Genomic DNA, 13,581 nt, shown 5'->3' with positions numbered 1-13,581 from the left:
ATTGGTATTTGGTAATTAGTAATAGTCTTACCCATTACCCATTACCCATTACCCATTCTCCAATCTAATATCTAAAATTTGGTGACTACCAGCACTCCCATCATATCGTTCGCGATGGGGTAGTGTGTGGCAGTTGCAAAGCCAACTGCAAGAGCTGTGTCTACCTGCTTGTCTCCAGAGGGAAAGCGGTCTAAGCTGGGACTAATATAAGCATATTCTTCCTTTAAACCCATTTGCTCAGCCATTGGCACTACAAGATGATCTAGATACCATTGCTGAAAGCTGCGAGCAGTCGAATTTTTGGGACGATGAAAATCTAGAATTGCAGCTTTAGCGCCTTTTTTGAGGACACGGTGTACTTCTTTGAGGCTACGCTGAATATCTGTGACATTTCGTAAACCATAGCCCATCGTAGCAGCGTCAAATTTGTTGTCTTCAAAGGGTAAATTGAGTACGTCTGCTTCTATCCAGGTGATGGGGGGAGTTTGATACTGACTTTGAGAGCGTTCTTTGGCAATTTCTAACTGTGCAGACGAAAAATCTACTCCGTACACCTGTCCACTTTTACCCACACGCCTTGCTAACCGGAAAGCCAAATCACCACTACCGCAACACAAATCCAAACAAGTATCTCCGGCTTTGGCTTCACTCCATTTTACTGTCATTTCTTTCCATATCCGATGTTGTCCCAAGCTTAACCAATCATTGAGTTGGTCATAAATGGGAGCGATACGGTCAAAGATATTGCGAATTTCGTCAGACATTGGTCAAGGGTCAAACAATTTTAGATTTTAGATTTTAGATTTTGGATTGACCCTACTGATGAAATCTAGGGGCTTTTACCCTGGGAGAAATTATTTGGTCAAGGGTCAATAGTCAATGTTCAAGGGTCAAGGGTCAATAGTCAAGAGTTAGTGGTTGTTTGTTGATAGTTGTTTGTTGATGGTTGTTGGTTAGTGATTATGTAGTTGTTTAATACTGACTCCTCACACTCCTCATACCCCTCACACTTCCCCACCTCCCCTTTCCCCTATCCTGACTCTTGACAATTAAGCACTAGCGATTTGATGATAACGAGTACAACTGAGTACGGTGGCTACTAGCTGTGCTGATAGATGAATCAGTTTGAGTTCATCTTCTCGTAATGTGCAGGGTTTTTTCCACTGGAGAGACAACACCGCTAAAACTTTACCTGCATAGGTAATTGGGATAATTAAATGCGCTTCTACACCAGAGTCTGTATAGTGTGCTACACCAGCAAGTTTTTCGTCATTGGGGACATTAACTGAGACTTGCATTTGACCAGTGGCGATCGCTTCACTAGTCAATGGGTCAACAGCTAACCAGTTTTCTACAGAACCTTCACTGCTGTAACTGCCTTGAGTAGTCACCAGACTAAGATTTTCGACTAATTGTAAAATACAGCCATCGGCGCTAAAACTTTCACCAAAAGCTGTAGCAATGGGATTTAATATAGTTTCTAAACTAGATGCTTGTTGAGACACCTGCACTAAAACAGTCAACAGCGCCATTTGAGCATTAGCACGACGCAATTCTTCTGTGCGTTGCTTGAGTAAATCATAGGTTTCTGCCGCTCTTTGCACCACAGCTTTTAGTTCTGCTGGGTCCCAAGGTTTTGTGATATATTTATATACCTGACCAGCATTTATTGCTTCTACTAAATCTTCAATGTCAGTGAAACCTGTGAGAATAATCCTGACAGTGTTGGGAAACTGAGGTACTGTTTTACTCAGAAATTCAGTTCCCTTCATTTCTGGCATTCGCTGGTCGGAGATAATGACTGCTACTTCCCCTTCTGCTGCTAACACTTGCAAAGCGTTCATACCACTATCGGCTTTCAAGACTTGGAAATCTCGGCGGAAGGTACGATACAACAGATCCAGATTATCTGGCTCATCATCAACTACTAAGATTTTCTGCTTTTTTGGCTTTTCCAGAGTCATCAATTGACGACGTATTTTATCAAGTTCGGGAATGGAGTTATTCATAGATAATTCCTTTAACTGTTAATCACTTTGTTATATTCCATACAAAGCCTGATTGAGAATATAAAATCAGCATTTGTAACTGCTATTTGATGAAATTAATCATAAAGCAGCTTTCGGGAGGAAGCATTCTACTTTTGAAATCTACGTGTAATTACGTAATTATTCTTATCTATGTCTTATAATTTTTATTCATAATTCATACTTTTACTTACTGTTAGAGGTGTAAACAGGAACTAAGAGACTAGTATTCTGGCATACTAACTTTGCAATGTTTCTAGTAAGCAAAGACAGCACTTATTGAAGTACGCTTAGTACTTACTACAAAACTTGGAAACTTTGTGTGACAAACTACTAGTACCCTATATTTAGAGGGAATTGATAACAGTAACCTGTTAACACCATATTTCTTCTATAGAGAAACTACGACATCAGCCTTAAAATAGATACTTGGCATAAAAATTTTAAAATTACGTTGATCAACTTGCCGTGAAACTGCTGAAATATGCAAATCATCACTGATTTAATTTGTGTTCCAGTGGATGACAAGCATATTTACGAATAAGGATTTTTACGGTTTTTAATTTTTCATTTTTAATTGCTTATGACTGACCAACCACCCTACGCTCAAAATCTCAACAACAACGATCACAATGACATCGCTCAAGAATTGCTAATAAAACTGCGACAAAAACAAGGTTGCTGGGTGGAATGGGGACAAGCTTGTGCTTATCTACAAAAAGCAGGTTACAGTCCACAAGCGATTTTTGAAGCCACAGGTTTTGAGCCAGTGCAACAGAATCAGGTGATTGTCGGCGCACAAGTCTACAACTCTATAGAAAAAGCAGGAACCTCGCAAGATGTGATCTCTCATTATCAACAGCGCGGTAGCGATATCTTGTACGAGTTACGCTTGCTGACTCAAGAAGAACGAGCCGCCGCCGCTACGCTTACCTTTCAACACAAAATTGATGCTGACGAAGCACGGGAAATAGCTAGAGCAATCAAAGATTTCTCTCGTTTTCGTAATCCTCCAGAGGGCTTTTCTCACCATCCCGGAGATGCAGTTGCTTATCAATGTTGGAAACTTGCCCGTCAAAATTCAGATTTTCAAACGCGATCGCGTTTAATCGCCAAAGGCTTAAAGTTTGCCCATACGCAAACTGCTAGGCAGCAAATAGAACAGTTACTCACAGATTTTACAGTCGTACCCAAAAAAACAGCACCAATTCTACCCTATTACAGACCACAGTCAGCCGAAGAAACACCTCGTCTTGTACCAGTAGTAGGTGAGTTACCATTAACACCAAAAGACCTGCAAGCAGTTCCCCTAGTAGAAGAAATGGAACCTTTCCGCATCGTTAAGTTTGCTGGAGAACAAGCTTGGGTTCCCTTACCGGGTTGGCAAACAATATTAGGTGCAGAAGATCCTGTGGTGATTTTATGTAATAGCGATCGCCTTCCCAGCCAAACAAAAAGTAACCCAGAACCAGTCATGGTAGTTATTGATCGCGCGCAACGGGAATGGAACTCAGGTAGTTACTTTGTAGTAGACAACTCTGGAGAATTAGATTTTCAATGGTTTGAAACTGCACCGGAAGTACCTCTGTTGGGACGAGTAATTGTGATTGTTCTACCTAAGAAAATTTTGGATGAGGAACTGACAAAGGATTCTTGGCAAATAGATGAGTAGTTGTTGGGGAGCGGGGAAGCGGGGAGCAAAGAGTGTGAGGAGTGTGGGGAGTGTGAGGAGGTGGGGTGGTGGGGAGATGGGGTGATAGGGAGTAGAGGAAACTAACCACTAACAAATAACAAATGACCACCATCAACCACCAACCACCAACCAACAACCAAACTGATCCTCGCTTGCCCTTATCTTCTCTGAGAGAAAGTGCGATTTTAAAAATTCGCAATAGTCTGCGTCCCGGACAGCAACAAATGGCTGATTGGTACTCTGGACCATTGGCTGTCTCTGCGGTTCCTGGTGCTGGTAAATCTACGGGAATGGCGGCGGCGGCGGCGATTGCGATCGCTCGTCAATATCAGCGTTCAAATTCTTCGCGTTCGTCGGAACGCCGACAGTTGGTAGTTGTAACATTTACTCGTTCTGCTGTTGCTAATATCAAAGCGAAAATCCGCAAATACTTGCGTGACGATTTATCTTTACCTCAAACTGGTTTTGCTGTACATACTCTGCATGGTCTGGCTTTGAACATTGCCAGTCGTCATCCAAATTTGTCAGGCTTACAATTAGATAATGTCACATTAATTACACCAACCCAAAGTCACCGCTTCATCCGTACTGCTCTCGAACAATGGATTGCTAGCCATCCAGGACATTATTTTCGCTTACTAGAAGGTATACAATTTGACGGCGAAGAAACAGAAAGATTGCGTCGCCAGTCAGTATTGCGAACAGAAGTATTGCCAGACTTGGCAACAACCGTGATTCATGAGGCTAAAAGTTCGGGAATGTTGCCAGAAGATTTACGACGCTTCAGCGAACAAACTATAGATAATTATGAAATTTTAACTGTTGCTGCCGGATTGTACGAACAGTATCAAAATTTAATGCGATCGCGCGACTTTATTGACTACGACGACATGATTTTAGCTGCACTGCGAGTACTAGAAAATCCTAGCGCCCGTAGAATCGAACAAAACCAAGTGTTTGCGGTTTTTGAAGACGAAGCCCAAGACTCTAGTCCACTACAAACCAAACTACTACAAATTCTGGCCACCGACCCCAACAACCCCGACCAACCCAACTTGATTCGTGTCGGCGATCCCAACCAAGCGATTAACTCCACCTTTACCCCCGCAGACCCAATTTATTTCCGTGAGTTTTGCGAAGATTGCAACCCGAAAAACCGCTTGGCAACAATGGATCAAGCAGGACGCAGCACCAAAATCATCATTGATGCTGCCAATTTCGTCTTGCAGTGGGTCAATAGTGCCTATCAAGCCAAGAGTCAAAATTTCCCTACCCCCTTCCGTCCTCAAACCATTCGCCTTGTTGATCCAGATGATCCGCAAACCGATGCGAATCCTCAACCAGTCGGGCGGGGACTAGAACTGTATACTCCGCGTGATATTCATCACACAGTACAATTACTTTCACAAAGAGTAATTGAGTTGTTTGCTCAAGCGCCAAATTCTTTTAGTGCAGCAATATTAGTTAGAGAAAACCGTCAAGGTAGATGGTTGGCAGAGGCACTTGCACCTGTATGTAAAGAGCATCAAATTACACTTTATGATGTGGGAGAACGTGAACGCCATTCCCATGTACCGCAAGAAATTTTAGCATTACTGCAATTTTGCGATCGCCCCCATTCACCCGACTATTTGAAAGCAGCTTTAGAGGTATTTGTAGAACGGCAGTTAATTCCTACTCAAGACCTCAACGCCCCTGCTTCTGTACCTGAAGAATTCTTGTATCCAGGCCCCTTGTCTCCACCCCAACCGGAATCAGTACAAAAAGCCGCGCACTTGTGTCGGAGTTTACTACGCGCTCGGATGGAACTACCTCTGTATCAACTAATTTCCTTCCTGGCTTTAGCATTAAATTACGACCAAGCAGAACTAGCAACTGCTGACAAACTTGCAGAAAGGGTTAATTTGCAAATAGCTAGTCATGCTTCCATGACAAACATGCTGGGTATCCTGAGTGAAATTGTCAGTTCCGAAAGATTTGAACCCGTAGAAACAGAAGATTTAGAAGCTCGTTATACCCGTCGCGGTCAATTAACAATTATCACCATGCATAAAGCCAAAGGGCTGGACTGGGACTACGTATTTATTCCCTTTCTGCATGAAAATTTGATACCCGGTCGCTTCTGGGTTCCTCCCCAAAGCCAATTTTTAGGAGACTTTACCCTATCAGAAGTTGCGCGCGCCCAAATTCGTGCTGCACTTCACAATCAAGCGAGTTTACCAGATGTTACCCAAGCTTGGGAGCAAGCGAAATACCTGAAAACAGCTGAAGAGTATCGTTTGCTTTACGTCGCCATGACACGGGCAAAACGCTTGTTGTGGATGTCTGCTGCTCAAAAAGCGCCTTTTACTTGGAGTAAACCAGAGAATTTGCAAGCTTCAGCCCCTTGTCCAGTGTTCCCAGCCTTGAAGCGGCAATTTCCTGAGTGTGTAGTCTAGCTATCTGATTAACTAGTACAGTTACCAAGAGGCAATGTAAAGACGTTCCATGGCACGTCTCTACATAATTTAAATGTATCGTGATTATTGTTGGTGTAACTAGTGCCAACATTTCTTGAGTTAATCGCTCTTATCCGTGTTCATCCGTGTTCATCCGTGTTCGTTTTTTTCTCTACTAGACTTAACCGCAAGCCACTATATTTTGGAGAAATCGAACACCGATACACACCGATGCACACAGATAGATGCTGTGTTGGTGTCAATCTGTGTTCTATGAGTGTTTGTTTCTAAAAGCTAAAAGCTTGATTTTTGTTATAATCTCAGTCCACGCCAGATGTTAATTGGCAGCTAGAGTTTATACAATAATAGGAAAATCTTTAAATTTTAGTGCTTAAGTGTAATTGCTCATGACCACTTCACGCCGCCATTATCACATAACTACTTTCGGTTGCCAAATGAATAAAGCTGACTCAGAGCGTATGGCTGGCATTTTAGAAGACATGGGCTTTGAGTGGTCAGAAGATCCAAATCAGGCAGATGTAATACTCTATAACACCTGCACTATCCGGGATAATGCAGAGCAAAAAGTATATTCTTATCTAGGTAGGCAAGCAAAGCGCAAGCACGAACAACCGGATTTAACATTAATTGTTGCAGGCTGTGTTGCTCAACAGGAAGGAGAAGCCCTACTGCGCCGAGTACCAGAATTAGATTTAGTCATGGGGCCACAACATGCTAACCGTCTGCAAGATTTATTGCAACAGGTATTTGATGGCAACCAGGTTGTAGCCACAGAACCAATTCATATTATTGAGGATATTACCAAGCCACGCCGGGATAGTAAGGTTACGGCTTGGGTGAATGTGATTTACGGTTGCAACGAACGCTGCACTTATTGCGTAGTACCAAATGTCCGGGGTGTGGAACAGTCTCGGACACCAGAGGCGATTCGCGCTGAAATGGAGGAACTAGGGCGTCAGGGTTACAAGGAAGTTACACTCTTGGGTCAAAATATTGACGCCTACGGGCGGGATTTACCAGGAGTAACACCGGAAGGTCGTCACCAGCATACATTGACAGATTTGCTGTACTATGTGCATGATGTTCCGGGAGTGGAAAGAATTAGATTTGCTACTAGTCACCCCCGTTATTTTACTGAGCGCTTGATTCGCGCTTGTGCAGAATTGCCGAAGGTATGCGAACACTTCCACATTCCATTTCAATCTGGGGATAACGAAGTTTTAAAACGTATGGCACGGGGTTATACCCATGAAAAATATCGCCGGATTATCAAGACAATCCGTGAGTATATGCCAGATGCGGCGATTAGTGCTGATGCAATTGTTGGTTTCCCAACAGAAACAGAAGAACAGTTTGAGAATACACTCAAGTTAGTCGAGGATATTGGTTTTGACCAATTGAATACTGCTGCTTATTCTCCCCGCCCAGGAACACCCGCCGCAGTTTGGGAAAATCAACTGAGTGAAGAGGTGAAAAGCGATCGCCTCCAAAGATTAAACCATTTAGTGGCGACAATCGCAGCCGAGCGATCGCAACGTTATATGGGACGCTTAGAAGAAGTGCTAGTAGAAGACCAAAACCCTAAAGACAAAACCCAAGTCATGGGACGTACCCGCACTAACCGTCTGACTTTCTTTACTGGTGACATCAACGAACTCAAAGGTAAGTTAGTCAAGGTAAGAATCAGCGAAGTTCGCGCTTTTAGTTTGACGGGTGAACCAGTGGAGGTAAGGGAAGTGGTATCAGTTTGAATTGTCTGATTTTTCTGTGTCATTACTATTTCCCTGCAACCTCATGGAACCAAAAGCATAGCCAACAGCTACTTTGGCGATATCAAAATATGCAGGACGATTTTCTTTATCAAGGATTGCCAAGGACAGTGATCCTGTCACTAAAATGATTAATATTGGTGGAAGCACCCCTCCCCAAAGGGTGCTATTTTTTTTATTTGACATATTTTTCCTCTCCAAAGTGATGATGATTTAGTAATAAATGGTTCTCCCAAGAAGTGTTTTGAAACGCAGAGGGGCGCAGAGTCAACGCAGAGGGACGCGGAGTTTTGGGTTATGAATGGAACAAACAAGTCAAATCCTCTTCCCTTCTGCCTTCTTCAAATAACCTAACGTAATGATTCAAAGACGACGGTTGTTGCTACTAAACACAATAGAACAATTGCTGCTCGCCAAACCAGTCCTGTAAATAATGGCAAGATCATAATTAGAAGATGTTGTGCGCCGACACTCATTGACATTACATAAGCGATCGCAAAACCAACTAAAGTCAGCAAAAAGTATTTCAGGAATTTGGTGACGAACCTAAATAAAGCACTGTATTGATGTTTTTTCATAGCCATATAATTTCTCTCCTACATGACAAAATTTGGCTAAAAAATAAGACAGGGAAGTATACTAGTACTTCTTCCTGCCTCGTAAAAAATCACAATTTATCAGGGCGAGGTGATCACTTTTGAGCATTTCCTTGTTCAAGCTGCTAGTCATCGCAACTATGCAATCGCTTTGGAGAGTTAGATATTCAATTATTCAATTAGTCGTTATTCAGTTGTTCTTGATTCAATTGTGTTCTGATTCAGCTTTTCGCCCACTCTCCACCACTTTTTTAAATCTTCATCGCTGATGACATACCGATCGGTCATGTTTAATTTTCTCACTCTGGATTTCAATACGACCAAAACCAGTTTCTTGCCAACTGCCAATGAGAATTACTAGTAGCTGAACCAGTAATTTGTCAACTTCGTTAAGTTCGTTGCTCTCTTTGGGCATAGATTGAACCATTTACTAAGCTTTCGCTGTATTCTTAGTCAAAAGTGGTAAAGGTTATAACTATCCCAAAAGAGACAGATGTTCTACCTGTGTGACTAAGAATTAGACCGAATTACTCGCCTTTTGTGACTCTATGAAAAGTGACTGCGGAAACTATCTGTCGTATTTGGTGACAAGTATTGCACGGCTGATATCTGGATGTCAATAGCTTTTGAGATAAAATATGACTATTAGTAACTGCTATACAGCGAATAATAAGTATAAGTGACAGGTGTCACAGATGTTTTTACGATGTAAGCTAATAATCGGTCACTAAAAACGTATGTAAAGTTGGCAAAATGCCAAACAACATGAACCAACAACAGTTAGATGATGTTTTGAAACAGCTAACACCACGACGACAAGAGGTATTACGTTTAATCTTGGCAGGAGAATCTAATGAAGCGATCGCTGATGCCTTGAATATTAAACCTGTGACAGTGAGAAAATATTTAGAACGGCTCTATCAAACATTTGGTATTAGCAAACGAGTAGAGTTAGTGACTTTGTTTGCGATCCACAAACCAGATTTGATCGGGAATCATCCTTATGTTCAAAAATCACAGGAATTGTCTGTTGAGCAAGGCGACAATTCCCGGCCTGAAAGCAAACTAGATTTAGGAGATGCACCCGACACAATTATTTTCTATGGGCGTACAAATGAACTAAATACCCTAGAGCAATGGATTATTGGCGATCGCTGTCGTGTAGTTGCCCTTTTGGGTATGGGAGGATTAGGGAAAACAGCTCTTTCTGTGAAGCTGGTGCAGCAGTTACAGTCGGAATTTGACTACATTATCTGGCGTAGTTTGCGTGAGACTCCGAAGTTGGAAACAATATTGGATGACGTAATCAAGTTTTTCTCAGACCAGCAACTAGTTGATGTTAAAGGTAGTATCAGTGATAAAGTTTCACACTTACTTGATTACCTACGTTCTGCACGTTGCTTGTTGATATTAGATAACTTTGAATCGATTCTCGCTGATGGCGTCCATGCAGATGAATATCGAGAAGGATACGAAGATTACAGTATCTTAATACAGCGTATTGGACAATCATCTCATCAAAGTTGTCTGCTGTTGACTAGTCGCACCAAACCCAAGGAAATTGCTCTTCAGGGTGGGGAAAATTTACCGATCCGTTCCCTATTGTTGCAAGGTCTACAACAGCCAGAAGCCGTGAGAGTTTTGGCAGATAAAGGGCTTTCTGGTTCAGTAGATGAAATGCGCCAACTAGTAGAACTCTACAGTGGTAATCCCTTGGCACTCAAAATCTTATCTACGTTTATTAAAGATTTATTTAATGGCAATGTTTCCGAATTTATCGCCCAAGAAATCACCCAATTTGTGGGAATTGAAACTTTATTAGATAACCAGTTTGAGCGGTTAACAGAACTGGAACAAGAAATTATGTACTGGTTAGCAATTAACCGCGAACCAGTCTATGTCAAAGATTTATCTGAAGACATGGTCGAAAAATCCATGTTTTCACAAATCATTGAAAGTCTAGAGAATTTAAAAAGGCGATCGCTCATTGAAACCGTAGACGGCAAATTTACTCTACAAAATGTCGTCATGGAATACATGATTGCGCTATTAGTACGTCAAGTTAGCGAGGAAATTAACTCTGGAGATTGGCAAATATTTAATAGCTATCCCCTGATTAAAGCAACCGCTAAAGACTATGTCCGCCATTGTCAAACAGAATTAGTTCTTAAACCTGTAGCCAAAAACATCACGGATATTGAAAGCAAACTAGTTCATCCCCTGCGGCGTCGAGATCAGAAATTACACAGAAAAGGATATGCAGTCGGCAACATCTTAAACTTACTGCGTTACTTTGACTATAGTTTATCGGGGCTTGATTTATCTGGTTTGAAAGTTTGGCAAGCCTATCTGCGGGGTGCTGATTTACGCGGTGTCAAATTTATTGGTGCTGATTTAGATAAATCCCGCTTTACTGAAGCCTTTGGCACGGTTTTAGCAGTAGCATCTAGTTCTCGCAAATCTCTCATTGCGATGGGCGATACCAAAAGCAAAATTCGCCTCGGAAATGCAGATGGTCATCAATTTCTCACCCTCGAAGGCCATACAAATTGGGTTCGCTCAGTTTACTTTAGCTTTGATGGTGAAATTTTAGCCAGTGCCAGCGATGACAAAACTTTAATGCTGTGGAACACCACGACAGGTCAGCGTCTCAAAACTCTTACCGGACACAGAGAAAGAGTTTGGTCAGTAGCTTTTAGTCCTAATGGTAACACTTTAGCCAGTGCGAGTGAAGATCGAACAGTCCGACTGTGGGATATTCACACTGGCGAATGTACCAAAATCTTGGAAAGACACACAAGCTGGGTGCGGTCAGTCGCCTTTAGCCTTGATGGCAGTTTTTTAGCCAGTGGCAGCAGTGACAAAACTGTGATTTTATGGAATGCAAATACTGGCGAATATTTGACAACTCTCAAGGGACACACTGCTAGGGTACGCGCAGTCACCTTCAGTCCAGATAGCAAGACCTTAGCCAGTGGTAGTGATGATTATACAATCAGACTTTGGGATATCCCTAGTGGACAACACTTGAGAACTTTAGAGGGACATACAGGTTGGGTACGTTCAGTCGCCTTTAGTCCTGATGGTAGTATCTTAGCTAGTGCCAGCGAAGACCATCGGATCATTCTCTGGAATACTCGCACTGGTCAGCGTCAACAGACACTATCAGAACATACTGCAAGGGTTTGGTCAGTCACCTTTATTGATGAAAACGTATTGATCAGTAGTAGTGATGACAAAATTGTCAAGCTGTGGGATGTTCATACTGGTCAATGTCTGAAAACTTTGCAAGGACATACTGATTGGGCTTGGTCGATAGTTTTCCATCCTGAAGGTAATATCTTGTTCAGTGGTAATGACGATAAAAGCCTCAAGTTCTGGCACATTGAGACTGGCGAAGCCTACAAATTTCTATCGGGTCATACCAACCGGATACGCACAATTGCCATGAGTCAGGATGGTAGCACGATCGCCAGTGGTAGTGATGACCAAAGTATTAAGTTATGGGATGTGCAAACAGGTCAACTCCTGAAAACATTGGTGGATCACACCGATCGAGTACTCTGTGTTGCTTTTAGTCCCGATGGCGATCGCCTCGTCAGTGGTGGCGATGACAAAGTTTTACGAATTTGGGATATCAACACGGGAGAATACCGCCAAACTCAAGAAAGTCATAAAAATTGGGTCTGGTCAGTTACTTTTAGTCCAGATGGTAGTGCGATCGCCAGCGGTAGCGAAGACCGGACTGTGAAACTCTGGGATGCAAATAGTGGTGAGTGCTTCCAAACTTTGAGAGGACACAATGGTTGGGTGCGATCGGTTCGCTTTAGTCCTGATGGCAAGTTTTTAGCTAGTGGTAGCGAAGATGAAACCGTCAAAATTTGGGATGTAAACACTGGTGAGTGCTGGAAAACCCTGAAGGGACAAACTTGCTGGGTAAGGGCGGTAGCCTTTAGTAGCGATGGTCGTTTCCTCGCTGTTGGTGGTGAAAAACCGATTGTCGAGGTCTGGGATATTAATACTGGTCAAATCTTTACCACGTTCAGAGGACATCAGGAACGGATTTGGTCAGTAAACTTTAGTCCAAATTGTAACATTTTAGCTAGCAGCAGTGAAGATGGAACAATTAGACTTTGGAATGTGGAAACGGGCGAACTCCACGAATTATTAAGAGCGCCGAGACTTTACGAAGGCATGGATATTACAGGTGTAGTTAATCTCACCAAAGCCCAAATAAACACTCTCAAAACTCTAGGAGCAACTAAAAACGATGAGTAGAAAGTCTAGACCAGCCTTGATCGGTATTACAACTTATGGTCGTCAAGAAGCATTACCCTTTTCTTTACCTGCTGCTTACCTAGATGCAGTACGAGCAGCAGGCGGTACACCAATTCTATTACCTCCTGGAGAAACTGATCCGGCGATTCTTTTAGAACCTCTCGATGGTTTGATTATTCCCGGTGGTGGAGACATCAACCCCAAGTGTTACAACGGGTCGCACCATCCCAGCATTTATTCGGTAGATTGCGATCGCGATGCTTTTGAACTCAAATTAGCTGAGTTTGCCTTAAAAAATCATCTACCAGTATTAGGTATATGCCGAGGTTTACAGATATTAATAGTGTCTAGTGGTGGTAGTTTGATTCCCCATGTACCAGATGTGTACGGTACTTCCGTTTTACATCGTCTTGACCCCGAACCAGGTAAGCGCTTCCCTACCGAACATCAAGTCAAAATCCATAAAGATAGCCGCCTAGCAAATTTTATCCAACAAACTCACATATCTGTAGTTTCTTGGCATCATCAAGCAGTACACAAATTACCTTCTGGTTGGCGTGCTGTGGCTCATGCAGTGGAAGATGGGTTAATTGAAGCCGTAGAACACGAAGATCATCCTTGGGCGATCGGCGTACAATGGCATCCAGAGTTATCTCAAGATGATCCCTACCATCAACGTATTTTTCAAGGTTTTGTAGAAGCCACCCAAAATAAAACTAAAAAAGGTCTAATAGAAAGTATGAATTTCTGTTGATTATG

The 13,581-nt window shown here is 42.4% G+C and carries 10 protein-coding genes; 5 read left to right on the top strand and 5 right to left on the bottom strand.

All coding sequences use genetic code 11. The features are described from left to right. Positions 1-71 precede the first annotated feature (71 nt). Entirely contained in the window at positions 72-764 is a 693-nt protein-coding gene (ubiE, locus tag NIES592_RS20210; RefSeq protein WP_073556716.1) for a bifunctional demethylmenaquinone methyltransferase/2-methoxy-6-polyprenyl-1,4-benzoquinol methylase UbiE, read from the bottom strand. A gap of 285 nt (positions 765-1,049) precedes the next feature. Continuing rightward, entirely contained in the window at positions 1,050-2,009 is a 960-nt protein-coding gene (locus NIES592_RS20205; RefSeq protein WP_073556715.1) for a response regulator, read from the bottom strand. A 601-nt stretch (positions 2,010-2,610) separates the two neighbouring features. On the opposite strand from NIES592_RS20205, the gene NIES592_RS20200 reads away from it, so the two are divergent. The 3 genes from NIES592_RS20200 to miaB all read left to right on the top strand — a co-directional run bounded on the left by NIES592_RS20200 (position 2,611) and on the right by miaB (position 7,930). Next, the gene (locus NIES592_RS20200) at positions 2,611-3,699 is read left to right on the top strand and encodes a RuBisCO accumulation factor 1 (protein WP_062249885.1); all 1,089 of its coding nucleotides are present in this window, start codon (positions 2,611-2,613) and stop codon (positions 3,697-3,699) included. Between the two features lie 122 nt (positions 3,700-3,821). Continuing rightward, on the top strand, positions 3,822-6,158 hold the full coding sequence (locus NIES592_RS20195) for an ATP-dependent helicase (protein ID WP_073556714.1): 2,337 nt from the start codon (positions 3,822-3,824) through the stop codon (positions 6,156-6,158). A 407-nt stretch (positions 6,159-6,565) separates the two neighbouring features. After that, positions 6,566-7,930 (top strand): tRNA (N6-isopentenyl adenosine(37)-C2)-methylthiotransferase MiaB, encoded by a 1,365-nt coding sequence (gene miaB / locus NIES592_RS20190; RefSeq protein WP_073556713.1) that lies wholly within the window; start codon positions 6,566-6,568, stop codon positions 7,928-7,930. Here the strand turns inward: miaB and NIES592_RS20185 are convergent. The 3 genes from NIES592_RS20185 to NIES592_RS20175 all read right to left on the bottom strand — a co-directional run bounded on the left by NIES592_RS20185 (position 7,922) and on the right by NIES592_RS20175 (position 8,971). Continuing rightward, the gene (locus NIES592_RS20185; protein ID WP_016868421.1) at positions 7,922-8,134 is read right to left on the bottom strand and encodes a hypothetical protein; all 213 of its coding nucleotides are present in this window, start codon (positions 8,132-8,134) and stop codon (positions 7,922-7,924) included. The genes miaB and NIES592_RS20185 overlap by 9 nt on opposite strands. Before the next feature lie 164 nt (positions 8,135-8,298). Next, positions 8,299-8,532, bottom strand: coding sequence for a hypothetical protein (locus tag NIES592_RS20180; RefSeq protein ID WP_009460001.1), 234 nt, complete (start codon positions 8,530-8,532; stop codon positions 8,299-8,301). A 271-nt stretch (positions 8,533-8,803) separates the two neighbouring features. After that, positions 8,804-8,971, bottom strand: a complete 168-nt coding sequence (locus tag NIES592_RS20175; protein WP_256678183.1) for a hypothetical protein — start codon at positions 8,969-8,971, stop codon at positions 8,804-8,806. 338 nt (positions 8,972-9,309) lie between these two features. Between NIES592_RS20175 and NIES592_RS20170 the strand changes: the two genes are divergently transcribed. Both NIES592_RS20170 and NIES592_RS20165 read left to right on the top strand, forming a co-directional pair. Further along, entirely contained in the window at positions 9,310-12,822 is a 3,513-nt protein-coding gene (locus tag NIES592_RS20170) for an NACHT and WD40 repeat domain-containing protein (RefSeq protein ID WP_073556712.1), read from the top strand. Beyond that, positions 12,815-13,576 (top strand): gamma-glutamyl-gamma-aminobutyrate hydrolase family protein, encoded by a 762-nt coding sequence (locus NIES592_RS20165; protein WP_073556711.1) that lies wholly within the window; start codon positions 12,815-12,817, stop codon positions 13,574-13,576. Before NIES592_RS20170 ends, NIES592_RS20165 begins: the two co-directional genes overlap by 8 nt. Positions 13,577-13,581: the final 5 nt, after the last annotated feature.

The organism is Fischerella major NIES-592, assembly GCF_001904645.1.
GTDB lineage: Bacteria > Cyanobacteriota > Cyanobacteriia > Cyanobacteriales > Nostocaceae > Fischerella > Fischerella thermalis.
Note: the sequence above shows the minus strand (reverse complement) of the source record. Positions and strands in the feature narration are given on the sequence as shown.

Excerpts from the sequence above, each read along its gene's own strand:
- ubiE (WP_073556716.1), bottom strand. The coding sequence starts at position 764 with ATGTCTGACGAAATTCGCAATATCTTTGACCGTATCGCTCCCATTTAT.
- NIES592_RS20205 (WP_073556715.1), bottom strand. The coding sequence starts at position 2,009 with ATGAATAACTCCATTCCCGAACTTGATAAAATACGTCGTCAATTGATG.
- NIES592_RS20200 (WP_062249885.1), top strand. The coding sequence starts at position 2,611 with ATGACTGACCAACCACCCTACGCTCAAAATCTCAACAACAACGATCAC.
- NIES592_RS20195 (WP_073556714.1), top strand. The coding sequence starts at position 3,822 with ATGACCACCATCAACCACCAACCACCAACCAACAACCAAACTGATCCT.
- miaB (WP_073556713.1), top strand. The coding sequence starts at position 6,566 with ATGACCACTTCACGCCGCCATTATCACATAACTACTTTCGGTTGCCAA.
- NIES592_RS20185 (WP_016868421.1), bottom strand. The coding sequence starts at position 8,134 with ATGTCAAATAAAAAAAATAGCACCCTTTGGGGAGGGGTGCTTCCACCA.
- NIES592_RS20180 (WP_009460001.1), bottom strand. The coding sequence starts at position 8,532 with ATGGCTATGAAAAAACATCAATACAGTGCTTTATTTAGGTTCGTCACC.
- NIES592_RS20175 (WP_256678183.1), bottom strand. The coding sequence starts at position 8,971 with ATGGTTCAATCTATGCCCAAAGAGAGCAACGAACTTAACGAAGTTGAC.
- NIES592_RS20170 (WP_073556712.1), top strand. The coding sequence starts at position 9,310 with ATGAACCAACAACAGTTAGATGATGTTTTGAAACAGCTAACACCACGA.
- NIES592_RS20165 (WP_073556711.1), top strand. The coding sequence starts at position 12,815 with ATGAGTAGAAAGTCTAGACCAGCCTTGATCGGTATTACAACTTATGGT.